Source organism: Bacteroides ovatus (genome assembly GCF_001314995.1).
In the GTDB taxonomy this organism is placed as follows: domain Bacteria; phylum Bacteroidota; class Bacteroidia; order Bacteroidales; family Bacteroidaceae; genus Bacteroides; species Bacteroides ovatus.
Map to the genome: position 1 here is coordinate 2,920,109 of NZ_CP012938.1, position 22,843 is coordinate 2,942,951.

24 protein-coding genes and 1 tRNA gene are annotated in these 22,843 nt (G+C 40.6%); 4 read left to right on the plus strand and 21 right to left on the minus strand.

The genetic code is table 11. From position 1 onward, the window contains the following. Positions 1-133 precede the first annotated feature (133 nt). From Bovatus_RS11630 to metA, 4 genes are read right to left on the minus strand one after another with little or no spacing between them, the layout of a single operon-like run. Complete coding sequence (locus Bovatus_RS11630) at positions 134-664, minus strand: GNAT family N-acetyltransferase (protein ID WP_004299116.1); 531 nt, start codon at positions 662-664, stop codon at positions 134-136. 36 nt (positions 665-700) lie between these two features. Next, positions 701-1,846: a zinc ribbon domain-containing protein gene (locus tag Bovatus_RS11635; protein ID WP_004299115.1), complete on the minus strand. Its 1,146-nt coding sequence runs from the start codon at positions 1,844-1,846 to the stop codon at positions 701-703. Beyond that, positions 1,843-3,672 carry a peptidase U32 family protein gene (locus tag Bovatus_RS11640; protein WP_004299114.1) on the minus strand — a complete coding sequence of 610 codons (1,830 nt, stop codon included), beginning with the start codon at positions 3,670-3,672 and terminating at the stop codon, positions 1,843-1,845. Before Bovatus_RS11640 ends, Bovatus_RS11635 begins: the two co-directional genes overlap by 4 nt. After that, positions 3,669-4,586, minus strand: a complete 918-nt coding sequence (gene metA, locus Bovatus_RS11645) for a homoserine O-acetyltransferase MetA (RefSeq protein WP_004299113.1) — start codon at positions 4,584-4,586, stop codon at positions 3,669-3,671. The genes Bovatus_RS11640 and metA overlap by 4 nt, the downstream gene beginning before the upstream one ends. 180 nt (positions 4,587-4,766) lie before the next feature. On the opposite strand from metA, the gene Bovatus_RS11650 reads away from it, so the two are divergent. Beyond that, entirely contained in the window at positions 4,767-4,937 is a 171-nt protein-coding gene (locus tag Bovatus_RS11650) for a DUF362 domain-containing protein (protein ID WP_002559159.1), read from the plus strand. Between the two features lie 224 nt (positions 4,938-5,161). On the opposite strand, the gene Bovatus_RS11655 is transcribed toward Bovatus_RS11650, so the two are convergent. The 4 genes from Bovatus_RS11655 to Bovatus_RS11670 form a co-directional block, all read right to left on the minus strand. Continuing rightward, a complete protein-coding gene (locus Bovatus_RS11655) occupies positions 5,162-6,355 on the minus strand; it encodes a pyridoxal phosphate-dependent aminotransferase (protein ID WP_004323563.1) in 1,194 nt (397 codons plus the stop codon). An 82-nt stretch (positions 6,356-6,437) separates the two neighbouring features. Then, positions 6,438-7,655, minus strand: a complete 1,218-nt coding sequence (locus Bovatus_RS11660; protein WP_004299085.1) for a bifunctional 3,4-dihydroxy-2-butanone-4-phosphate synthase/GTP cyclohydrolase II — start codon at positions 7,653-7,655, stop codon at positions 6,438-6,440. A 5-nt stretch (positions 7,656-7,660) separates the two neighbouring features. Continuing rightward, positions 7,661-9,559 (minus strand): LptF/LptG family permease, encoded by a 1,899-nt coding sequence (locus Bovatus_RS11665; protein WP_004299083.1) that lies wholly within the window; start codon positions 9,557-9,559, stop codon positions 7,661-7,663. A gap of 76 nt (positions 9,560-9,635) precedes the next feature. Beyond that, positions 9,636-10,022 (minus strand): START-like domain-containing protein, encoded by a 387-nt coding sequence (locus Bovatus_RS11670; RefSeq protein WP_004299081.1) that lies wholly within the window; start codon positions 10,020-10,022, stop codon positions 9,636-9,638. 223 nt (positions 10,023-10,245) lie between these two features. On the opposite strand from Bovatus_RS11670, the gene Bovatus_RS11675 reads away from it, so the two are divergent. After that, positions 10,246-10,322: transfer RNA gene (locus Bovatus_RS11675), tRNA-Met, on the plus strand. Between the two features lie 233 nt (positions 10,323-10,555). Here the strand turns inward: Bovatus_RS11675 and Bovatus_RS11680 are convergent. From Bovatus_RS11680 to Bovatus_RS11690, 3 genes are all read right to left on the minus strand, one after another. Continuing rightward, complete coding sequence (locus Bovatus_RS11680; RefSeq protein ID WP_004299075.1) at positions 10,556-11,065, minus strand: basic helix-loop-helix domain-containing protein; 510 nt, start codon at positions 11,063-11,065, stop codon at positions 10,556-10,558. 150 nt (positions 11,066-11,215) lie between these two features. After that, positions 11,216-11,425: a hypothetical protein gene (locus tag Bovatus_RS11685; RefSeq protein ID WP_004299070.1), complete on the minus strand. Its 210-nt coding sequence runs from the start codon at positions 11,423-11,425 to the stop codon at positions 11,216-11,218. A gap of 27 nt (positions 11,426-11,452) precedes the next feature. Beyond that, complete coding sequence (locus Bovatus_RS11690) at positions 11,453-11,785, minus strand: hypothetical protein (protein WP_224440853.1); 333 nt, start codon at positions 11,783-11,785, stop codon at positions 11,453-11,455. Positions 11,786-12,003: 218 nt separating this feature from the next. Here Bovatus_RS11690 and Bovatus_RS11695 point away from each other — a divergent pair, with 218 nt between their 5' ends. Together Bovatus_RS11695 and Bovatus_RS11700 are read left to right on the plus strand one after the other, a co-directional pair. Continuing rightward, positions 12,004-12,255 (plus strand): helix-turn-helix domain-containing protein, encoded by a 252-nt coding sequence (locus Bovatus_RS11695; protein ID WP_004299064.1) that lies wholly within the window; start codon positions 12,004-12,006, stop codon positions 12,253-12,255. Between the two features lie 14 nt (positions 12,256-12,269). Further along, a complete protein-coding gene (locus tag Bovatus_RS11700) occupies positions 12,270-12,839 on the plus strand; it encodes a hypothetical protein (protein WP_004299062.1) in 570 nt (189 codons plus the stop codon). A 182-nt stretch (positions 12,840-13,021) separates the two neighbouring features. Here Bovatus_RS11700 and Bovatus_RS11705 read toward each other — a convergent pair whose 3' ends face one another. The 10 genes from Bovatus_RS11705 to Bovatus_RS11750 form a co-directional block, all read right to left on the minus strand. After that, positions 13,022-13,291, minus strand: coding sequence for a hypothetical protein (locus Bovatus_RS11705; RefSeq protein ID WP_004299060.1), 270 nt, complete (start codon positions 13,289-13,291; stop codon positions 13,022-13,024). 271 nt (positions 13,292-13,562) lie between these two features. Continuing rightward, the gene (locus tag Bovatus_RS11710; protein WP_004299054.1) at positions 13,563-14,372 is read right to left on the minus strand and encodes a phage antirepressor; all 810 of its coding nucleotides are present in this window, start codon (positions 14,370-14,372) and stop codon (positions 13,563-13,565) included. Between the two features lies 1 nt (position 14,373). After that, positions 14,374-14,709: a hypothetical protein gene (locus tag Bovatus_RS11715; protein WP_004299051.1), complete on the minus strand. Its 336-nt coding sequence runs from the start codon at positions 14,707-14,709 to the stop codon at positions 14,374-14,376. A 55-nt stretch (positions 14,710-14,764) separates the two neighbouring features. Continuing rightward, positions 14,765-15,937, minus strand: coding sequence for a hypothetical protein (locus tag Bovatus_RS11720; RefSeq protein ID WP_004299048.1), 1,173 nt, complete (start codon positions 15,935-15,937; stop codon positions 14,765-14,767). A gap of 21 nt (positions 15,938-15,958) precedes the next feature. Further along, entirely contained in the window at positions 15,959-16,252 is a 294-nt protein-coding gene (locus Bovatus_RS11725; protein ID WP_004299045.1) for a helix-turn-helix domain-containing protein, read from the minus strand. Positions 16,253-16,488: 236 nt separating this feature from the next. Further along, complete coding sequence (locus tag Bovatus_RS11730) at positions 16,489-16,926, minus strand: hypothetical protein (protein WP_224440852.1); 438 nt, start codon at positions 16,924-16,926, stop codon at positions 16,489-16,491. Positions 16,927-17,035: 109 nt separating this feature from the next. Further along, on the minus strand, positions 17,036-18,253 hold the full coding sequence (locus Bovatus_RS11735) for a tyrosine-type recombinase/integrase (protein WP_004299040.1): 1,218 nt from the start codon (positions 18,251-18,253) through the stop codon (positions 17,036-17,038). A gap of 394 nt (positions 18,254-18,647) precedes the next feature. Continuing rightward, positions 18,648-19,955, minus strand: coding sequence for a glutamine-hydrolyzing GMP synthase (gene guaA / locus Bovatus_RS11740; protein ID WP_004299035.1), 1,308 nt, complete (start codon positions 19,953-19,955; stop codon positions 18,648-18,650). Positions 19,956-20,181: 226 nt separating this feature from the next. Continuing rightward, complete coding sequence (locus tag Bovatus_RS11745) at positions 20,182-21,621, minus strand: sensor histidine kinase (protein WP_032852173.1); 1,440 nt, start codon at positions 21,619-21,621, stop codon at positions 20,182-20,184. 20 nt (positions 21,622-21,641) lie between these two features. Further along, positions 21,642-22,772, minus strand: coding sequence for a sensor protein KdpD (locus Bovatus_RS11750; protein WP_004299029.1), 1,131 nt, complete (start codon positions 22,770-22,772; stop codon positions 21,642-21,644). Positions 22,773-22,843 lie beyond the last annotated feature (71 nt).

Sequence of the window (22,843 nt, forward strand, 5' to 3'; positions counted from 1 at the left end):
CTGCGGTGGCTTAATACAATTATACCGGCACCTTACCGGAACTTTATCAATGCTTCGGCATTAGTTTACCTACTGCTTGCTATCAGTTTGCTTATACCTAAGACTGCTTCGTTCATAATCCAACGTACCTGACCTATACTTCAGTACGATCAGATTCCTCCACCCCACCATGCAAACGCTTCATCTGATAAGCAATACGCTCCGTCCCATTCTTTACATAAATGATGCCGCAACGTTGAAAGCCATACTTCGTCAGTATATGTTGCATGACCTTATTATCCCGGTGAGTATCTACCCGGACATTAGGCCAACGTTCGAAACACCAGTCCAGACAAGCTTCCGACACCCCTTTCTGCTTTCCGTTCGTTGCCAACCGGTGAATCACTCCATAAGGTTCGTCATTGAGCCATGCACCTTCATAAATTTGTTGGTAAGTAGGATCTTCTCCCAAGATGAAACAAAAAGTTCCCAAGATTTCTCCTTGTTCACCGGTACAGACAAAGCTATGACCGTCTTCAATCTCCTGACAGATCAATGCTTCCGACGGATAACCGTCAATCCACTGGGTAGTATTCCCGGTTGCACGCATAAAGGCACGGGCATAGTCATAAATCTCCATCACTAAAGGGAGATCTTTTATTTCGGTAGGTCTGATTTCCATCATTTGAAAAGTTATTCAGAAATAAAACAGATAATAAAATCACTCGTTAATCGCTCCACAATGGGGGCATATACCTTTCTCTTTTAGTTTCTCCCCGCAATGTCCGCAACGATACTTATACCCAATGTTTCGATAGACCTTCTTCGCAAAAACCAAAATAAAAAAGGTCAGGAATAGATAACCGATATAGATATGTGTCATCAGGATAAAGAAGAAATAACAGAAAATACAGCAGGACATCAGTCCCAGCAGATAAAAGATAGCCGCAGCGGGAGTCAATTGTTGGAACAAATCATCCAACACCGCCAAAGCTACTATCAGAAACAACCAAATACTCAACAGAAAAACAGAGAGAATGAAAGGAACTTTGAACGGTGACAAAGTTGGATTGAAATAAAAATGTTCCCACGTTTCCGGTACAAAGACCTGCATTGATTCGTAAATCGTTGCACTGAAAGCCATCAATAAACAAAGAAACAGGGGATAAACACTGTCAATATCATTAAAATAAACCATCTGCAACTGCTTCCGACGGAAAGCGCGAAACAAATAAGCTCCAACAAATAAAGCAAAAATAACCACAAAATAAGAGGCATGTGTATCGCTGAAAAGATGAATAGCCTGCGAAATACTATCAGTCGGTGCAAATGACTTCTTGAGTTCTTTCTCACGTATCCAGCCCTGTTCATCTTGCGTATGTGCCAGTTTCACCCAAATGCTGTCTACACTATCGGCAGGATGAACCGCAAACTCTGCAACCACTACCCTATCCCCCCTATTCAACTGAATAAAAGTATCTTTTATCGGGAGACATTCCAAAGAGATGGAATCATCGACTACTTCCAAGTTTGTATTCCATGTATAATGGCGTTCATACAGGTAAGTCAGCGAATCTTTTGTTTTCTTCGACAGCTCCTCCGAATCCAAAGCAGGCGTTTTATAATAACAAGACGAAAGCAAAAACAGACACAATAGCAAGCCCATGACAGACTTCACCATAGAGAATGCAGAGAACACAAAGTTACTATAAGACACGGACGACATAGAAGACACAGAGAACATGAAGAAGAATTTTCCATCTCTCTTCCACAAACCGTTCAAACGAGCGGTTCCGGAAGGATGAGTTGAAACATTGTCTCCTCTACGTCCTCTGTGACGAATGATTCCGTGATTAATTACCCTCATTGTGCCGCCTTTACTTTCATTTGACAATTCTTACAATCAAATTCCAGACGAAAACGTTTGCCGTCATTCGACACCAAATAATAGGGTTCTTTATAAGGCGAACGGACCCGTTGATGGATAGGACACCAGCCCATACTGTAGCGCAAACAATGTTTGCAGAACATCAGTACCGCATCTTCCACTGCTTCTTTTTCGTATGCTGCCGCTACCTGTTGTACCCCATGCTCCTGATAGAAAGAAGCTGCACGGGTGTTCATTACATTCCCCAGATAGGTTAATGTAGTTTGCGGGAAAGCATGACTCGTTGGCTTCCATACTGCCAATTCCTGACGATAATTGATTCGACGGGCAGTTATCAATTGGTCGATTGCCTGTCTGCGGAAATCGGCTAACACCGAAGCTGGCAAAAACCAATTTCCGGTAAAGGATATTTCTATTTCTTTTGCTTCAAAAGGTGTATTCCCCAGTTTGGACAGTTGCGTTTTCAGATTGTCCGTCTGTGGAGTGCGGGCAAGTTCTTTCTCACGAGGGAGGGTGATTGTGACGCTATTATCATCTTCATCAGTCAATGTCAGGGAGAAACCAAAATTATTGTCGGCAAGCAAGATTTTCACTGCGATTTTCCTTTCGGCAGATTTGCGGGAAAGGATTCGTTCAAATTCCTGGTCGAAATTACGATACAGTGTAGTACGCGGCTTAATACGGGGCATTTCCTGCGGATAGAGTTTGTTACTGTCCACCCGGTTGATACGGAAACCCTGCAAACGTCCCTGTTCGTCGATATAGCAAACACCGTCTCCATTGTTAAAGGATTTAAGTCCGGCAACTGTCAGATAGTTGCCCCGGACCTCTTTCATGGTTCCCATCTCTTCACCCAGCGACTTAGGAGTGTCGAAAGAGAAAATCTCTTTATCACGTCCATTCAGGAAATAATGCGTGAATCCACGACTGAAACTCTTATCGAGTTGTGGTTTAAATTCGAAACTACACGTACCCGAAGAAGCACGTACATATTCCGGACGACGGGCAAAGATCGCATCCAGTTTCTGGCGATAAGCAGCCGTCACATTCTTCACATAAGATACGTCTTTCAGTCGTCCCTCTATTTTAAATGAAGAAGCTCCGGCATCCAGTAGTTGCTCCAATTCGTCGCTTTGATTCATATCTTTCAGGGAAAGCAGATGTTTGTCTTTGACAATCACTTTCCCGTCCGCATCTACCAGACTAAAAGGCAGACGGCAGAATTGTGCACACTCTCCACGATTGGCACTACGACCGAAACAGGCTTGACTAACATAGCATTGCCCGCTATAACTGACACAAAGAGCACCATGTACAAATACTTCCAAAGGTACTTCCGGACAGCTTTCATGAATCTTCTTTATTTCACGCAACGATAACTCCCGCGCCAACACCACTTGACGGAAACCTGCTTCCCAAAGGAACTTCACTTTTTCCGGCGTACGATTGTCCATCTGCGTACTGGCATGAAGTGGTATCGGAGGAAGATTCAGTTTCGTGATTCCCATATCCTGTACAATCAGTGCATCGACACCGATCCGATAAAGTGCATGAATCATCTCCTCCGTCTCTTTCAACTCCTCTTCTTTCAGAATCGTATTGACCGTGACATAAATACGTGCATTATACAAATGAGCATGCTGCACCAATGCTTCAATATCTTCCAATGAGTTCACAGCTGCCGCACGGGCACCGAATTTCGGAGCACCGATATATACAGCATCTGCACCATGGTTGATAGCTTCAATACCACATTCCAGGTTTTTCGCCGGAGCGAGAAGTTCTATTTTACGCTGCTTTATCATTTAATATCATTGATGTTGTAAGGTGTTTCCTGATAAACAAAGTAGTTCAACCAGTTGGAGAACAACAAATTGGCATGAGCACGCCAACGTACCAACGGACCTTTTTCAGGATCATCGTCTATATAATAATTGCGGGGAATCTCTATTGGCAGGCCTTTATCCAAGTCACGGCGGTATTCCGTATCCAGTGTCAGCGGAGAATATTCAGAGTGCCCCGTGACAAAGAACTCACGTCCGCCCCGTGCCATTGCCATATAGACACCGGCCTCTTTCGATTCGGAAAGCAACGTCAGTTCCGGAACTTTCAGAATATCTTCCCTGCGCACTTCCGTATGACGGCTATGCGGCACATAGAAACAATCGTCAAAACCACGGAAGATGGAATGGAAAGGTTCCAGTACACGATGCTCAAAGATGCCGAACATTTTCTCTTCCAACGGATATTTAGGAATTCCATAATGATGATATAACCCGGCCTGCGCTGCCCAACATATATATAAGGTAGAAGTGACATGCGTACGTGCCCAATCAAAGATTTCCGTAATCTCATCCCAATAGGTCACTTCTTCGAAGTCCATCTGTTCTACAGGAGCTCCGGTGATAATCATACCATCATACTTCTCATGACGCATCTGATCGAAATCCGTATAGAACGTTTTCATGTGTTCTATCGGCGTATTCTTCGACGTGTGACTCTTGATCTTCATAAACGAAATCTCCACCTGAAGAGGTGTATTCGAAAGTAAGCGCACCAAGTCTGTTTCCGTTGTAATCTTCAACGGCATCAGGTTCAGAATCACAATCCGTAGCGGACGAATATCTTGCTGCGTAGCGCGGGAAGTGTCGATCACAAAAATATTTTCTTCCTTCAAAAGCTCTATCGCAGGTAGTTTATCGGGTAAATTTAAAGGCATAATCGCTATATATTAGTAATTTGAGTGCAAAAATACGAAAAATATAGCAGATTATAGGGAGGTTGCTTATTTAGAAGACGTACAAATTAAGTCAATTTAATCATCGAAGCATAACAACTAATCAATAAAAGCCTTATTTTTGCCGAAGAAATTAGTACTAATAATTTAAATCTTAGAAAAATGGCTTACGTAATTAGTGACGATTGTATTGCTTGCGGAACTTGCATTGACGAGTGTCCGGTAGAAGCTATCTCTGAAGGTGATATCTATTCTATCAACCCAGATGTATGTACTGACTGTGGTACTTGCGCAGACGTTTGTCCGTCTGAAGCAATTCACCCGGCTGAATAATACAAGCTACAAAAAATGTACAGGCTGCTTTCTACGGAAGGCAGCCTTTTTTATTTCTTGTCTTCACCACAGATTACACAGATGGACACAGGTTATTTATATTCAACTAAATTGTAATTCCCTCACTACAACATATTGCAGCAAGGGAATTACAATTTAAACATATATTGAACAATAAAAAAATCTTTTAATCTGTGTTCATCCGTGTAATCTGTGGTGAACTCTTATTTCAATTTAGCTAATGCTTCCTTGATACGACGGATAGCCTCTACGATATTTTCATCGCTTGTAGCATAACTCATGCGGATACATTCAGGAGCACCAAAAGAGGTACCACCTACACAAGCCACGTGAGCTTCTTCAAGTAAGTACATTGCCAAATCATCCGAATCTGCAATCTTACGTTCGCCGTTGCTCTTTCCAAAGAAAGTATCGCATTTCGGGAACAAGTAGAAAGCACCTTGCGGAACGTTTACTTCAAATCCCGGAACTTCTTTAGCCAACTTCACAATCAGGTCACGACGACGTTCGAATGCTTTCTGCATCTCTTTTACCGGTTCTTGTGTTCCTGTATATGCAGCTTCAGCAGCTTTTTGAGAAACAGAGCAAGGACCTGAAGTGTACTGACCTTGCAACTTGTTGCAAGCTTTTACAATCCATTCCGGACCGGCAATAAAACCGATTCTCCATCCTGTCATAGCATACGCTTTGGATACACCGTTTACAATCACTGTACGTTCCTTCATTTCAGGGAATTGAGCGATACTTTGATGTGCGCCGATATAATTGATATGTTCGTAAATCTCGTCAGCGATTACGATTACCTGCGGATGTTTAGCCAATACAGCAGACAGTCCGGCCAATTCTTCTTTTGTATATACAGAACCTGTCGGGTTGGACGGGGAACAAAGAATCAACGCTTTCGTTTTCGGAGTGATGGCTGCTTCCAGCTGTTCAGGAGTAATCTTGAAATCTTGTTCGATACCTGCCGAAACAATTACGGGAGTACCTTCTGCCATTTTCACCATTTCCGGGTAACTTACCCAGTAAGGAGCCGGCACGATGACTTCGTCACCCGGATTTACCAATACAAGGATGGTATTACAAACAGATTGTTTGGCACCATTGGCACACGAAATTTGAGCGGCTGTATATTCCAGACCGTTTTCTTTTTTCAGTTTCTCAACAATAGCATTGCGCAAAGCCGGATAACCCGGTACCGGAGAGTAACGAGAAAAGTTATCATCTATGGCTTTTTTCGCAGCTTCTTTGATGTGGTCAGGAGTATTAAAATCCGGTTCTCCTACACTTAAGTTAATAACATCAACACCCTGTGCCTTGAGTTCGTTGCTCTTTTGCGACATGGCAAGCGTCGCCGATGGCGACAAGCTGTTCAAACGATCTGATAATTGATTCATTTTGTATCTATTTTATTGTTGTTGAGTGAAAATCGTTGCAAAATAAGCGATAATATTTGATATATGAAAACAAATTAGCAATTTACTTATTAAAATGTAAAGTATGCCCCATTCTTTCTTTCTTTGTTCTCAAGTATCGTTCATTATACGGATTAGGAACTGTTTCAACAGGTACATTTTCTACTATCTCCAATCCGTATGCTTCCAAACCAACACGTTTCACCGGATTATTTGTCAAAAGTCTCATTTTGTGTACTCCCAGTTCACGAAGGATTTGTGCGCCTACTCCATAATCACGTTCGTCAGCAAGATGTCCTAAGCAAATATTCGCATCAACGGTATCCATACCGTCTTCCTGGAGCTTGTATGCTTTCATTTTTTCCATCAGACCGATGCCGCGTCCTTCCTGATTGAGATAAACCACTACACCTTTTCCTTCTTTTTCGATCATTTCCATCGCTTTATGCAACTGTTCGCCACAGTCACAACGCTGCGAACCAAGGATATCTCCTGTAGCACAAGATGAGTGAACACGTACCAGGATAGGTTCGTCTTCACTCCACGTACCTTTAAATATAGCCATGTGCTCCAATCCGTTTGATTTCTGGCGGAAAGGAATCAGACGGAACATCCCGTGTTCAGTAGGCATATTTACTTCCACTCCTTTTTCCACAATGGATTCCTGTTTCAAACGATAGACAATCAGGTCATGGATAGAGATCAGTTTCAGTCCATGTTCATCTGCCATCTGACGGAGTTCGGGCAAACGTGCCATTGTTCCATCTTCACTCATGATTTCCATCAAGGCACCTGCAGGGTAAAGTCCTGCCAGACGAGCCATGTCAATCGTAGCTTCCGTATGTCCGGCACGACGAAGCACTCCTTTTTCTTGTGCATATAACGGATTGATGTGTCCGGGACGACCGAAGGTTGCCGGTGTAGAAGTAGGATCGGCCAACGCCTGAATAGTAGCGGCACGGTCGGAAGCAGAAACACCTGTTGTACAGCCTTCCAGTTTGTCAATGGTAACCGTAAAAGGAGTTCCCAACACGGAAGTATTGTCACTTACCTGATGCGGCAAATCCAACTCCTTGCAACGAGACACTGTGACAGGTGCACAAAGCACCCCACGCGCATGCTTCAACATGAAATTCACTTTCTCGGGAGTTATCTTTTCAGCGGCAATAATCAAGTCGCCTTCATTTTCGCGGTCCTCATCATCCACTACTATGACAAACTTGCCTTCTTTGAAGTCGGCAATCGCATCCTCTATTCTATCCATTTTAATAGTCTCTTTCATAACACTTATTTATTGATTTTCTGTATGATGAATTGAATTTGTTCATTGTTCTTTATAATCCGTTCCATATCCTTAGCCAGACGAACGCGGAACGCCCAGATGCGGAAATAGAAAAATAAACCGATAGGGAAAATGACTCCGGCTACCAAATTCAACCAATATATATGGAACGGGCGCACATGGGCAGAAACGGAAATAACCGGATAATTGTTTAATGCACCGATCAAAGTGGCAGATTTCGTATTGGACATTTCTTCAACCAACGCTTCCAGCTTCTCATTGATAGCCATTACTTCGTTGTCATCTTCGCTTGACATCCACAATTTAAAGTAATTGGGTGCTTTTTCCAATCGTTTCTTGGCAGCATACGCTCTGCACTCTGCTGTGAGTTGTTCCAAATCACCAGTCAGACGTGGATAATCAGGATCATGGATAATCACTTCTTTCTTAAATATATGGCGTACACTACGGATTCCCATAATCTTCTTGAACCAGTTGATATAGGCATCTGCATTAAGCACAACAGAATCCTTATTCGATTTATAGGTAAGGAAAACTCCTAATGGGGCAAGGACCGCACTACTTGTCCACATTCCCATCCATACTATCCACTTACCGTCACGGGCCATTTTATATCCTGTATTATCAATGATATAGTAAATAATAAATACCAACACGGATACAATTACCGGCATTCCCAACCCTCCTTTGCGGATGATTCCACCCAATGGAGCTCCGATAAAGAAGAACAGCAGACAAGAGAGTGAAATCGTTATCTTCTTATGCCATTCCGTCTTATGTTTGCGAATACTATAATCGTTGTTCTCCATCGTGAATTTCTTGAACCCAAGATCGTTGGCCACATTCTCCGCCCGACTGACAGCAGAAGAAAGCACCTTCTGTTTCTGCGTTAAAGAGGCTACTTCGTAAAGGCTGTCCACATTATATTCATGGATATCCGCCTTTTCTATTTTGACCGTATCTTCTTTTGTCAATCCATAAGAAGGACGGAAATTTCCTTCTGCCACTTCCCTGTAATACTGTCGTCCGATACTATCTCCCACTACCGTCATTGAGTCGATAGAGCTTTGCAACTGCGCCATATCCTTAGCACTGGACTGCTTACCCATAATCTCACCGTCAACCATATTGAAATCGGAATTAAACTCAATAATGGAATGTTTTTCCCTGAATTCCTCGCGTCGATAAGGTACATTCTCCGATTTCATACTTTGAGCTTTCAGATTCTCAAATAAATCTCCGCTATACAAATGCAGCCAAAGATGCTGTTTATCCGCGGTCATCTCCAAACGCCCGGAATCAGCATATATAATACGTGCTTTCTCAAAGCCATCTTTCATACTATAAATCAGCACATCATATAGCATACCGGTCTTCCGGTTCTTCTTAGCTACCTTTAAATTATAGTCCTTGATTTCAGAATAGAAAACTCCTTCCGGAATGTCCAACTCCGGAGATTTCTGTTTCATCGAAAGAATCAGGGTTCCCAGCTTAGCCTGGGCGATAGGACCAACAACATTTTGGAAATAGAATGAGACACCGACAAGTCCGCAAACAAAGAAAGCGAGCGGACGCATGATTTTAAGTAGAGAAATACCCGCAGCTTTCATTGCAAGTAATTCATAACGCTCGCCAAAGTTACCGAAAGTAATCAAAGAAGCCAGTAACACTGCCAATGGCAACGATACTGGCACTAATGTTAATGCGGAATAAAAGAAGAATTGAGCCATAACGCTCATCTCCAACCCTTTTCCGACCAATTCGTCTACATATCTCCACAGGAACTGCATCATGAATATGAACAGACAGATGAAGAATGTACCAATAAAGAGCATCAAAAAACTCTTTACGATGAATATATCTAATTTCTTTATGCGTAGCATCTTAATAGGTTCGTGCAATTAGGATGCAAAATTAGCACAAAAAAAGGAGCATCGAAAATTTTTAGTTGAAAGTTAACTAAAAACCACAAGTTCTTCTTAATTTAGCTACTTGCGACTCCCACAATTCTTTCATATCATCTACTTCATCCGGCTCTGCGAAATCGGTAATTTCCAGCACATAGTCACTAGTCAGCTCATTATAAGTCATCTTGATTTCAAAATAATCGCGTTCGTTTTCATCATCCTGCCAACGGAAGCGGATAAAAGAGAAAGAGCGAATAGCAATAATCTCTGCTTTCCTCTGTTCTGTCTTCCCCCAATGAAACTCTACTATTTTATCGTCAGAAATAACTTTGTCTGCAAACCAGTCCTCCAACCCGGTCGGTGTACTAATAGCTCCCCAAAGAATATTTTTAGATGTTGCATTCAACAAATACTCCAAATGAATCTTTTCCTTTTTCATAGCAATTTCGAATTGTTTTTACGTGTGCCAAGATAAATACTTTTTTCTAAATACGCTGCATAAATCAGACACTTTATTAATTATTCTTTCATTATCGGGCATCAAACTCCCTATTTATAGGGAAAATCAAGGCCCGTATTAAAGAAAAAACACAAAAAAGTTATGAATTGTTTTGGAGATTATAAAAAATCATCTATCTTTGCACCCGCAATCGAGAAACGATGGCGGGATAGCTCAGCTGGTTAGAGCGCATGATTCATAATCATGAGGTCCCCGGTTCAATCCCGGGTCCCGCTACCAAAGATACCCGTTAAGCCTCTGATACAGAGGTTTTTTCATTTAAACAGGTAGCCAAAGGGTAGCCAAAAACAACATAACTACTACTTTTGGTATATAAGAATAACCGTTTGGGAGGCTTCCACTCTTGGGCGGTTTTTTATTTGTAGAACAACCAACAGACGCAAAAAAAGAGGCTCACCGATCCGGTTGCCTCTTACTAATTTATCCTTACTTTGATATACCACCTTATTATATTACCGAACAAATAACCGAACCTTTCCCGCTTCCTCTCTATCACCCGGCGTATTTCCGGTTCTTTCCTCACAGAACTTTCTAAACGCTTCGACATTCCCAGATGATAGAATAAACTCTGTCGCAAGTTCCTTCGCTGTCATTTCCTCGATTACTCGCCTACGTAAACGCCTCATCTCTGCATCTTGATTAACCACCCGATAAAACAAACCTTGCGCCTCTATAACGTTATTATATCCCTGTAATATTAGATTGTGTATTTCGTCGTATGGATTATCAAACCCCGCCAACATAATAGGGGTAATGTCACACGCCGCACTCATGCACTCTTTTTGGTGTGCTTTCCGGTTCTTCGTGAAACGTTCTAACCGCTCCTGTTGTAATTCGATTACACTCTCCTTAGTACAACCCATATAGCCGCCGTTTGCTTCGCCTAGATGAATTGTGTTTCTATCAAGTTGCATACCTTTCACTGGGCGACCGTCCGCGTCCAAAATTACTACTTCTTCCATGATTTTATATTTTGTTAGATGTGAATAAATCGAGTTTATAAGATGAGGCTACACACAACGTAAGCCCCGTTATATTCGGTGCGGCTGTCTCCGCTTCCGTGGCAAATAGCAGGACCGCGCCCGCTATTAGTCCGAGTAAATAAATCGCTTTCATATTGAGTAACTTAATAGTTCGGCTTGTATACTAATTAACTTCATTACATTGGGAGTAAGCAGACCGGAACGAATTACGCCGTTATCTTCCCGTAGGCACCCGAATAGATTCTTTATAATTCCCGCATTTGCTAGATTCGCCTCGCAACTAACTGTTATTCGCCACATACCCGAATCCTGTTTAATACTGATCTCTAGTTCTTTCATTTGAATATGTATTTAGTTCGTTAATAATCAATCACCGCAATAATTTCCCCATCCGCTAAAAGATGAATAATGCTCGCCGCGACCGTAACCGTATGCTAGACATTCAGCCTCGACCTTTGCGGCACGTTCTTCACGTTCACGCTTTGCAGCTTCTACTTCCATTGCGATACGGGCGGCTGTCTCTGATTCGATACGGGCGATACGGGCGGCTAGTTCCTGCGCTTCTTGTTTCTTCGCTTCGTGATAAGCGATTGTTTCGGCTCTACGGTCTGCTATTTCTTTGTTGAACTTCGCAACTTTCCAAGCCTTTTTCAATGCTTCCGAGAAGGTCGGATACTTTTCCGGTCTAAACTTTCTCATCGTGTGAGCTGATTTCATTATTTCGCTTAAATTGTAGACTTTCATGTTGTGTGATATTTAATGTTACTTTGATATTGCAAAAGTAACGTTTAATATCACATTTACAAAGTATAGGAAAGAAAACAATTGATATTTAACGTTACTTAATATAGATATTCGTGATAACATACGACACATTGTTGTATATTTGTGCCAGTAACATTTAATATCACATTAATATGAATCTAAGAGTTAAAGAAATTTGCAAGGAGAAAGGAATTACCATTCAAGAGCTTGCCGATAATATGGAAATGAAAAGGGAGAGTTTAAGCCGTGCTATTAATGGAAACCCCACTCTTGAAACCCTCGAAAAGATTGCCACCGCTTTAGGCGTGAACATTACAGAGTTATTCGACCAACCAAAGAACAACACAACCGGAATCACGTGCCCGCACTGCGGAAAGAATATCAATATCAAAATAGAACTATAATTTTTTATAATACCATGGATACTACACACACTCAATTCATAGCTAGTATAATCCTTCCTTTAATGTTGTTGATTTGTACGGCGGTCTATACAGTGATAAATTATAAAATGCTTAAAGAAAGCAAGGCTACACGATTGCAAAAAATAACTCCTAATATTGTGGCGTATTTGTCTACAACAGAAATTCACGGAAGCGGAACACTAATTCTTTATATTACTAATATAGGTGAAGGAGTGGCGAGAAACGTAAAGTGTGAAATATATAAAGATTTCGAATGGATTAAAGGTGATCCACTTTGTAATAGGGGAATTTTTAAGTCAGGAATAAATGTGTTTCCTCCACAATACAAATTGCAGTATTACATCTTAACTAGTTGCGGAAGTTTTGACTTTTCGCGTGAAGATGCCTATGTCGAATTTGATATAATCTGCGAGGATATATTAGGAACAGAAATACGCTCTAGGTTTAAACTTTCATTTAAGGAAATGGATGCTCAAAATTATTCAAGTCCTCCTAATGACTATAAAAACAGTGTTGTATATCACCTCAAAAATATAAATGAAACATTGAAGAAGAAGGGATAATTTGGGCTGTCTGATTGGCTGTCACATTGGCTATCTGATTGGCTATCTGATTGGCTGTAAATTTTACAGTAGTAGACGCTGCAACTATTACGGGCGTACTATCTACCGTAAAATTTACGGTAGTTGTTGCGGTAGTCAGTAGCGAAGTACGAAAAAATCGTAGTAAGCTACTTTGGTGCAAGCTATCCGGTCGCCCGTTGCTTGCTTAGTTGATTGATTTGCGTGTCTGTCTGTCTCTTATCCTGTCCCTCGACCTGTCCCGGAACGTTCCATCTTAAAGCGGAAACATGTTGATAAATAGCAGGATAAAACGGCTGCAACCTGTCCCGCTTGCTGTCCCTCGCTTTGTCCCGGTTTGCTTTGGATTTAATCAGGGCACGCCGGAAAATAACAAAACGTTTCGACCTGATACACTTTTCTTTGTCTCGCTTGTTTGGTTCGGTTCGCTTCATGTTGCTACGCAAATACAAGCCCGTAGCGGAATTATCTTTCTTTGTGTGATAACTCGATAGATGGCGAGGCGTTCGGTTGTCTCATGGCTTCGTATTCGGTGATGAACGATACAAAGCGGGTGCGGATGCTTCGAGTTATGGCAAGGGGGCATGATTTTTATTTTTTGACGCGACTCTGTGAAACCCACTTCACCCCATCTTTTTACACGCGGGATATTTTTTTCGGGTGGGGGTGACCGTTGGGGGTAGTGAAATTTATCATTACTCATCTTTAATTCAGTAGTTTAGATGTCGTTTCCTGATATAAATTAATAATAAAATATACGCCTTTTTCCGTCCAATACATGTGCTCTATCGTTTTAATTTCACCTGTTCTTGAATCGGTGCGGGCAAATGTTTGATAACCTTCTAATCCCTTTCCGCGAAGGTCGGAGTATAGAAAATACAAACCGCTTTGTTTATACTGTATTCCTGATTCACACAGGAATTTATTTAACCTTTGGGCACTTATTCCCAACTTTGCGGCTATCGTGTTGGTAGTAATCAGAGACGACGAAGATAACACAGTATCGAAATACTCCGCTTTTGGCTGCATCGCTTCGATAGCTTTTGCGTTAGCCTCTCTTTGTGCACGGAGCAAGGCGTTTTGTTCCTGCTCGCTCTTTAGGGTGGTGAGTAACTGTATCAGGGCGTCCGGATTCTGGAACATCTGCACAACAGTTTCGGGCGTCATATACGCGCCATGTTTGCGAATACTTGGCAATATCTCTTCACATACCCAATCTTGAAAGGCTTCCGCTTGCGGTAATTTGGATCGCATTATTAATCTAATAACATCGCCCTCATTGATAAATGACATTTCTACTACCTGATTCGTTACTACGCCGTGTTGATTGGTTGTGCGAGAGACCCCGTCGCGCTTTGTCACTCGCTTGCAATGCTTACTAATCGCATCCCTAGTATTTGCGTATCCCAATGCTCGCGCCACATCTACAGCCGCAAATAAAGGTTCTCCGCTTTCACTTGTTGCGGTTCTTACTTCTCCGAATCTCTCATTTTTGAAAATAGTGATCTCGTTCATCTTAATTTGATTTTAAATTGTGTTTACTGCTGTTTAAAGAATCGTGATTCATGGAGCGTTTCGGCTTCACATACTCGAAATGCCTTTCAGAGTCGGACAAATCACTAAACATCATTTCGATTTCTTCCGGCACTGGTTCAATCTCCGTATCATTGTCCGGATCGGCAACACGAAGAAAGCAGGATAAAATGTACTGCATGATTTCGTAATTGCTTTTAAACTTGAACTTTTTGCGGATTTCGTCGAGTCGTTCCCATTGCTTGGGGTCGATACGTACCGGAACTTTCTTTGTTTCTCCCATCGCTTTGCGCCGTTCGGCTTTCTTTATTGCATCCATAGTTTTAACGTGTTTTATTGAGTGAATATATCGTTTTGATTAATCTTTGGTTGTCTCATCCTGTATCGAATCCTTCCGGATCGGGCGGTTTTCCTCTACATTTTCCGGTGTTTGAATTGATGTCGTACTTTTTCGCATTGAATAACGGCGGGTTGTTGGCGTTTGGCGGTGGTTCGTTTTCCGGTGATGAAAATGCAACCAAAACGCCCTTTATCTTAATTCCGTTTTGGTTGCACTTTTCACTATTTGATGAGGCATACAAAAACGCCGTTTCGGTTGCACTTTTGGCATTTCGTTCCTGTTGGATATTGTTGCTTTCATTTACTTTATCATCGAAATTTTCCTTTGCAAAAACTCCGTTTTGGTTGCACTTTTCGTTATCCATGTCTCGCAGATACTTACATTCTATTGAAATGAGATTTTTTAAATTCTCTTTTATCTGTGTAGCTCCGATCCGTTCGGCTAATGCAATAAACTTCTTTTTCATCCTGCATCGTTTAACCTTGTCAAGTGCTTGCCAATCATCACCAAGAAATAACGCAAATAAATCTCGTTCTTTCTTGCTTAATCCTTCCAATGGTACAGCCTCAACAATTACAACATCTTCCAACGTATCGAGCAAAAGAGCCTCAAACCTTTCCCAAACATCGACACTAAGCAAGTATCCCAACATTGGCGTATAGATGTGCTTTTTCTTTAAATATGTATTTGTTGCGCTTATCTCAATACGTAGAATACTATCAAAGCCCGATACGCCGCACTGTTTTCCCTTATCGTATATTTTTAGCTTATACGAATCGGCTTCATAGATAAACCCTATCTTTCCTATCGGAGTAAATGTATAACCCTTGTACATTCTTATCGCTTTCAATATTCGTTGCGGATCATAGGGTAGTTTTAAATTTATGCCAAATTCGACGCTATAAAGCCGCGTAATATCGGAATTAATCCCGTAGACTTTTTGCAATTCAGTAAATACACGGCACAAGTCAGACAGCCGGAAAGAATCGGCATTATGCAAACCGCCGTTAGCGTACTTATGTAGGCTACCGTGTAAATTACATAATTTGCGGATTTCTCCCGTAGTTACGTCTACTCTGTCAGTGAAACCAAATATCAGCCCCTCAATGTTGATATAAACCGCTTTAGGGCTTATATCAACACCTAGTTTATTGGCTAATTGGTGCACATCAAGGGCTAGACTACTTGTTTTAAAGCCGTCGACCATTGAATAAAATACGTGTGGTTGTTATACTCTCGCCCGGTGATTCATTGTGTAGGTAGTCGCCTTCATCGCGATTTCTTCCGATGTAGACACGCGATTCTGTAAAAGCCACGCGGATAGCTCATCACGTTTGAAATAAATCATTTTCCCGTTTGGTTTATAGTGTATTACTTTCCCGCCAGACGTTAATTTATAAAGATGTGAACGCGTTACGCCCATAAATACGCATGCCTCATCAAAGGTTAATATTTCCTTTGTTCCTAATCCGGCTAATAAAATAGCCTGTTCTAATTTTGATAATCTTTCTTCTGTCGTCATGTCCTACTAATGTTTTATTTTGGTTCATTAATAGGCGTGCACGCCTTATATTTGGCTGTAATTACATGACAAAGATAGAGGAAGGAAAACAAATGAAATAATGTGTTAGATACTATTTTGTGTATTTCGTGTAAATCTTTACTATGATCCCAAATTTGAGACAATAACCATTAAAAACGTCTCAAATCTGGGATTCCCGTAAAGATTTGAGGGATTTTATTTTCGTAAGTTCCTTATTATAAAGATAATAAATTCGAGGCTATATCACTTAATTTATAGAAAGTAAGAGAATGACGATATAGGCGAACCGTTCCGCTTACATAAAGTTTTACCGTAAAATTGTATTTCTTGAATAAACCTAATTTCTCAAATCTAAGATAGGTCGGCTTTGATATATTAAGCATTTTCATTATTTCTTTTCCGTCTAACACAATATCGCTAATGTCTATTCTTTCATTTTCATCTCCTTCGCCCCAATGGTCAGTCTTAAATAATTCTATTCTTCTATTACTAAAATTCATATTAGTAAGGCGTTCCATATATATAATTATCTCCGGTTTTACTTTTTTGTCTAGTATATTTTTTTTATAACTATCGATCATACTTATAAGATGTAACCTATTCTTTATTCTATTCTTAGGCTTAATTTCCGGCTTTCTAAATTCTTCAATCATAGTTATAGCCTTTTGAAAGTCGCTTTTCTTAATCAGTCCGTTTATAGAGACAGTTTCATCTAACAGCTTCTTTATATCATCTATTTTAATATAGGAATCTAGCATAACATTACAATTTAAGTTTCGGTAAACTATTTATAGCAGCTTCTTTCAAGCTGTCAACGGCGCGCGTGTATTTCTCCGTGTGTTTTAATCCGCTATGCCCTAACAAGCTTGCAACGGTTTTAATATTAGCCCCATTATTCAGGATATTCACCGCAAAGGAATGGCGGGCACAATGCCAAGTTATATGTTTGGTTATCCCCGCCCGCTTAGTCCAACGCCTTAGCGCTTTAAGGCACATTGTAGCACTTGGCAATCTGAAAATAGTTTCTTGCTCGTATTGTTCCGTATGAGGTTCTCCGATCAACTGTAGCAAATCATCATTTAAAGGAATCACAACCCCACTATTTGCACTATGTCCCTTTGTTTTATTCTGCTCGAAACTAAGTATTTTATTTGAGTAGTCCACATTCGAGTATTTCAAATCCTGCACATCACAAAAACGAATACCCGTATATAAACAGAATATAAACGCCCGCCTTATTTCGGGATTCTCGTTATCATAATGCGTACTTATCAAAGCTTGCATTTCCTCTAATGAAAGAACATCCTTTCTTAAGACTTGTTTATCGCACTTACAAACAACACCTTTGCACGGGTTCTTTGCTATTACATCGTTATCTACTGCGTAATTGATAACCTTTTTAAACTTGCTATAATAATCTAATGCGCCCTCGCCCTTGCTCCTACTCTGCAAGTATTCTACGAAAAGAGACACCATGTCTTTTGTAATTTGTTCGGGCTTAATGTATGTACTATATTGTGGGTATTCTATTTTCAGGAAGTCAATAAAACGGGTTAATACACCTTTCATCATTCGAACATCTTTCTTTGTGTATCGGTCGTTATATGCTTGAAAATAATCAAGAAAATTAACCTTTCGCTCTTTCCTCAACCTGTATCCGGTAATGTTTTCTAACAATTCTTGACTGCGTTCAAACCGAATCTTTTTTGCCAGTTCTAATGTTTCTTTATTTTGCTGTCTTTCAAGCGGGGTTCTTGGAGCTTGCCAAAGATAAAGTTTTAAAGCCTCTCTCTTTCTGTCTTTCTTGGCTACCGTCTTATCTTTCGACTCATCATATACCATTATATATCCCAAATAATAATCAAGAAACAAGCTTTCTCGACCGTCAGAGAGTATCTTTGCCCCCAATTTCGGATTATCCGTATCGTCCGTGCTTATCATATAAGTATTATCAGACCTTACCACTTTCTTTGCTGCCATGTTTTATAAGTATTCAAGTTGCTTTTAGTTTCCTTTATTTGCAAAGATACATATTATTTTCTATCCGGGTAGCCAAAGGGTAGCCAAAAGAGCGAAAATAGATGAAAAATAAGGGCAACAAAGGAAAACTCAAAAAAACATTTTACATTGATTATCAGCTATATACTATCTTTTATTTTCTTTTGTTTATTGGGTTTTGTAGCGGGTCCCGCTACTTGATAAGAATAAGGCATTTGGGAGGCTTCCACTTCTGGGTGCCTTTTTCTTTTTATCTCTTCGCGAAATCATTGTGAAATCTTCAATTACATTTCTACCAGAAGCCAACGTTGAACAATAAAAATAGCCTCAACTTACAAAAAATTGAGGCTATCGAAATATCATTTAAAAAGTTTTTCTATTCCCATTCTATAGTCGCATTAGGTTTCGGCGACATATCATAACAAACGCGATTTACATTCTTCACTTCTTTCAGAATACGGTCTGTTATCTTCATCAGGATAGGCCAATCAATCGGCTCAATAGTAGCCGTCATAGCATCCACCGTATTGACAGCGCGAATAATAACCGGCCAATCAAAAGAACGAGCATTATCACGTACACCCACAGATTTAAAATCAGGCACTACTGTAAAGTATTGCCATACTTTTTTATCCAGTCCGGCAAGTTGGAACTCCTCACGCAGAATGGCATCGGATTCACGCACTGCCTCCAAACGATCACGTGTAATAGCACCTAAACAACGTACACCCAAACCAGGTCCAGGGAACGGTTGACGGTAAACCATTTCATAAGGTAAACCTAACTCCAAGCCACAAGCACGAACTTCATCTTTAAATAATTGGCGCAATGGTTCTACAAGTTGGAATTTTAAATCTTCGGGCAAACCACCTACATTATGGTGAGATTTCACCATTTTAGCAGTTTTCGTTCCACTTTCCACAATATCCGGATAAATAGTACCTTGACCTAAGAAATCAATACCGTTCAGCTTACGCGCTTCTTCTTCGAACACACGAATAAACTCGCCACCAATAATTTTACGTTTCTGCTCCGGATCTTCTACACCAGCCAACTTATTCAGAAAACGATCGGTTACATCTACATACACAAGATTTGCCTTCAACTGGTTGCTGAATACCTCAACCACATCTTCAGACTCTCCCTTACGCATCAAACCATGATTAACATGTACACATACCAGATTGTTACCAATAGCTTTCAGAAGTAAAGCAGCTACCACAGAGCTATCAACTCCACCCGACAGGGCCAACAATACTTTCTTATCGCCCACCTGACGCTTAATCAATTCTATCTGGTCATTGACAAAGTTCTTCATGTTCCAGTTAGCTTCAGCTTTACAAGTATCGAAAACAAAAGACTTTACTGCAGCCTTTATAGCCTCGATATCATCTGTAAATTCTGCCAACTTCACTTCACAAGTTGCTTTATCATGCCCTGCAGCCATGACAGGAATTCCCAAAGTATAGATAGCCGGATTTATATCAATAGCAACGCCATCGATTACATTATTCGGGCCACCATTGATAATAATACCCTTTACATTGGGCAATGCTTTCAGTTCTTCTACTGTGATATCGTGAGGATAAATCTCACTATAAACTCCTAATGCACGGATGGCGCGAGCCAATACCGTATTCTCATGACTACCCAAGTCAAGGATAACAATCATATCCTGCTTCATCTGATTTTGGTTGTTTTTAAGTTATTGTATTGTTATTATTCACTATCATTTTCCAAACGGTCTGCAAATATAAAGATTTTTAGAGAGACTATAATGCATTGATTCTCTAAAGTTTCAGAACAGAGTAGCGTTTTTCTTACAACTATAGTATTCCAAAAAGAACTGAAACAACATAGTACGCAGCCGGATAGCAATAACCTGATTCTTCCATACAACCTTTTAAAATCTACGCTTTCAACCGCATCACAAACCGGCTACCCTTACCCAATTCACTCTCTACTGTCAACGTACCACCATGAGCTTCCACAAAATCCTTGGAAATAGATAATCCCAGACCACTACCTTGTACTTTCGTACCCGGAACACGGAAGTAACGATCGAATATACTTTGATGATAACGCGGATCAATGCCTTTTCCAAAATCCTGCACATACAATTCGATTATATTTCCGTCCTGTCTGGCACCGATAATCACACGACCGTTCTCTTTTGAATAACGTATGGCGTTACTCAATAAGTTTGTCAATACCCATGCTATTTTTTCACTGTCAACAAACAGTTTGCCGATTTTTTCTTCCGGATATTCCACTTCAATTTGAATATTGAATTTGTCAGCTTGCACCTGATTAGCCTTAATTGCATATTCAATCAATTCAATCGGTTTCGTAATCTTTGGCATCAATTGGAGCTTACCGGCTTCTACCTGAGTCATATTCAGCAGTTCCCCCGTAATGCTAAGTAGACGCTCACTATTCTCTTTAATACTTCTGGACAGTTGCTCCTGCTCATCATTCAAGGCTCCTACCCGTTTATCTTCCAATAGGTTAAGACTCATCATGATAGCAGCGATCGGAGTTTTCAGTTCATGTGAAATCGTAGAGATAAAAGTAGTTTTTGCCGAATCAAGCTCTTTAAACTCGGTTATATTCTTCAATAAAATCACATCTCCTAACTTTTTTGATTCATCCTTCTTCGCATCTGTATTGTTAATCGGAATGTAGGAAGCCTTGAAATAACTTTCCTTATTATCTGCATAAATCTTTAAAGGCTCTTTCTGATCACTTGGCGTCACCAACTCACGAATTAGCCGGCGGAGCAAGTCATTCTTCAAAGAAAGTTCCTCTGCCGATTTACGAATCACATTTTCCCGTTTCATATTCAGGATACTTAATGCTTCATCATTGATAAACAAAATCTCACGTTCCGTATTCAGACCGATAATCGGATCGTCAATACTATTAACAATAGCCTCTATAAACTTTTTAGCTGAAAGAATATCCGACAAAGTACTTGCACGATATTCTGTCAAACGTTCCGCCATCCGGTTGAAACTGTCAGCCACTTCACGGAACTCTTCATTGTCACTCATGTCGAGACGTTTCTCATAATTATGATTGGCTATTTCAAGAATACCATCTTTCAATTCCTTCACAGGTTTGCTAATACTACGTGGTAGCCAGTACAACAAACCCAATCCAGTAAATATACAAATACCCCCAGTGATAGAAATCCACAATAAAGCTCGCTCTAACCCAGGCATAGCAGCAGGACTATCAGGTTCCGTTGCTGTCAAAATCTGAAGGTTAACTACAGAAAGTGTTACCAGCAAAATTATCATTCCTGCCAGCATCCCAATGCCTAGCACCAGTTTCGTTTTAATATTCATAACTTTCATACGGATTAATATTATGCAAGTATAATCAAATCTATATTAGCTTGCGACAAATTATTTAAAAATCTTCTATATTTCAATACGGAACAGATGGCTCCCGGTAATCTCAAGTCAGGTGATCCCATACAAACTGTTGAAATCTGCTTGTCTTTACATGCCTTTACAATACTCTCCAAGATATCTCTAGACTGTACCTGCAACACTTCTCCCCCCAATTCCGTTACCAATTTAAAATGGTTCAACAGATAACGCTGCCTGGCCAAATCAATCCTATCCATACTCTCTTTCGGAGTTTGCACATACAAAGCAATGAAAGTCGTATTATATCGCGTTGCCAATCGCGCTGCCTTTCGGATAATTCGTCGCGGTGTTTTCTCATGACTACTGATACATGCCAAAAATTTTTCATGCCTCAACCCGACAGCTACTCCCATCACCACTTCATTCTCCACCTTCTTCTCTACCCTAAGAGCTACTTCCTTCAGAGCCAACTCACGCAATTGTAATATATTCTCTGCACGGAAAAAATTATCGAGCGCAGTCTGAATCTTTTCCGGACGATAAATCTTTCCCGCTTTTAACCGAGTGATTAGTTCTTCTGCTGTCAAATCAATATTCACCACCTCATCCGCTTCCTGAATCACACTATCGGGGACCCGTTCTTTTACTTCAATACCCGTAATCTCCTGTACTTCTTCATTCACACTTTCAATGTGCTGAATATTAATTGCCGAAATCACATTGATTCCTTCATCCAGCAATGTCATTACATCTTGCCAACGTTTCTCATTCAGACTCCCTTCCACATTGGTGTGTGCTAGTTCATCCACTATCACAATTTCGGGATGAAGACGGATAATGGCATCCAAATCCATTTCTTCCAACTCCTTTCCCTTGTAGAAGATCTTACGTCGCGGAATGACAGGAAGTCCTTGTAGCATCGCTTCCGTCCCGGCGCGTCCATGAGTCTCGATATAGCCGATTTTCACGTCCACACCATTTTCCAGCAGTTCATGCGCCTCCTGAAGCATACGATATGATTTTCCCACTCCGGCTATCATACCAATGTAAACTTTAAATTTACCCCGCTGGGATCTCTTTATCAGATCCAGAAAATGCTGTACACTTTGTTCTCTATCATCCATATTTTATCTGTTATTTTAAACATTCCAACCCGTAGTAATCATCACGATCACTACGGGTTTCACAAAAATTC

What these genes read in the sequence shown, in the direction of transcription:
- Bovatus_RS11630 (WP_004299116.1), bottom strand. Translation starts at nt 664, where the DNA reads ATGATGGAAATCAGACCTACCGAAATAAAAGATCTCCCTTTAGTGATG.
- Bovatus_RS11635 (WP_004299115.1), bottom strand. Translation starts at nt 1,846, where the DNA reads ATGAGGGTAATTAATCACGGAATCATTCGTCACAGAGGACGTAGAGGA.
- Bovatus_RS11640 (WP_004299114.1), bottom strand. Translation starts at nt 3,672, where the DNA reads ATGATAAAGCAGCGTAAAATAGAACTTCTCGCTCCGGCGAAAAACCTG.
- metA (WP_004299113.1), bottom strand. Translation starts at nt 4,586, where the DNA reads ATGCCTTTAAATTTACCCGATAAACTACCTGCGATAGAGCTTTTGAAG.
- Bovatus_RS11650 (WP_002559159.1), top strand. Translation starts at nt 4,767, where the DNA reads ATGGCTTACGTAATTAGTGACGATTGTATTGCTTGCGGAACTTGCATT.
- Bovatus_RS11655 (WP_004323563.1), bottom strand. Translation starts at nt 6,355, where the DNA reads ATGAATCAATTATCAGATCGTTTGAACAGCTTGTCGCCATCGGCGACG.
- Bovatus_RS11660 (WP_004299085.1), bottom strand. Translation starts at nt 7,655, where the DNA reads ATGAAAGAGACTATTAAAATGGATAGAATAGAGGATGCGATTGCCGAC.
- Bovatus_RS11665 (WP_004299083.1), bottom strand. Translation starts at nt 9,559, where the DNA reads ATGCTACGCATAAAGAAATTAGATATATTCATCGTAAAGAGTTTTTTG.
- Bovatus_RS11670 (WP_004299081.1), bottom strand. Translation starts at nt 10,022, where the DNA reads ATGAAAAAGGAAAAGATTCATTTGGAGTATTTGTTGAATGCAACATCT.
- Bovatus_RS11680 (WP_004299075.1), bottom strand. Translation starts at nt 11,065, where the DNA reads ATGGAAGAAGTAGTAATTTTGGACGCGGACGGTCGCCCAGTGAAAGGT.
- Bovatus_RS11685 (WP_004299070.1), bottom strand. Translation starts at nt 11,425, where the DNA reads ATGAAAGAACTAGAGATCAGTATTAAACAGGATTCGGGTATGTGGCGA.
- Bovatus_RS11690 (WP_224440853.1), bottom strand. Translation starts at nt 11,785, where the DNA reads ATGAGAAAGTTTAGACCGGAAAAGTATCCGACCTTCTCGGAAGCATTG.
- Bovatus_RS11695 (WP_004299064.1), top strand. Translation starts at nt 12,004, where the DNA reads ATGAATCTAAGAGTTAAAGAAATTTGCAAGGAGAAAGGAATTACCATT.
- Bovatus_RS11700 (WP_004299062.1), top strand. Translation starts at nt 12,270, where the DNA reads ATGGATACTACACACACTCAATTCATAGCTAGTATAATCCTTCCTTTA.
- Bovatus_RS11705 (WP_004299060.1), bottom strand. Translation starts at nt 13,291, where the DNA reads ATGAAGCGAACCGAACCAAACAAGCGAGACAAAGAAAAGTGTATCAGG.
- Bovatus_RS11710 (WP_004299054.1), bottom strand. Translation starts at nt 14,372, where the DNA reads ATGAACGAGATCACTATTTTCAAAAATGAGAGATTCGGAGAAGTAAGA.
- Bovatus_RS11715 (WP_004299051.1), bottom strand. Translation starts at nt 14,709, where the DNA reads ATGGATGCAATAAAGAAAGCCGAACGGCGCAAAGCGATGGGAGAAACA.
- Bovatus_RS11720 (WP_004299048.1), bottom strand. Translation starts at nt 15,937, where the DNA reads ATGGTCGACGGCTTTAAAACAAGTAGTCTAGCCCTTGATGTGCACCAA.
- Bovatus_RS11725 (WP_004299045.1), bottom strand. Translation starts at nt 16,252, where the DNA reads ATGACGACAGAAGAAAGATTATCAAAATTAGAACAGGCTATTTTATTA.
- Bovatus_RS11730 (WP_224440852.1), bottom strand. Translation starts at nt 16,926, where the DNA reads ATGATTGAAGAATTTAGAAAGCCGGAAATTAAGCCTAAGAATAGAATA.
- Bovatus_RS11735 (WP_004299040.1), bottom strand. Translation starts at nt 18,253, where the DNA reads ATGGCAGCAAAGAAAGTGGTAAGGTCTGATAATACTTATATGATAAGC.
- guaA (WP_004299035.1), bottom strand. Translation starts at nt 19,955, where the DNA reads ATGAAGCAGGATATGATTGTTATCCTTGACTTGGGTAGTCATGAGAAT.
- Bovatus_RS11745 (WP_032852173.1), bottom strand. Translation starts at nt 21,621, where the DNA reads ATGAATATTAAAACGAAACTGGTGCTAGGCATTGGGATGCTGGCAGGA.
- Bovatus_RS11750 (WP_004299029.1), bottom strand. Translation starts at nt 22,772, where the DNA reads ATGGATGATAGAGAACAAAGTGTACAGCATTTTCTGGATCTGATAAAG.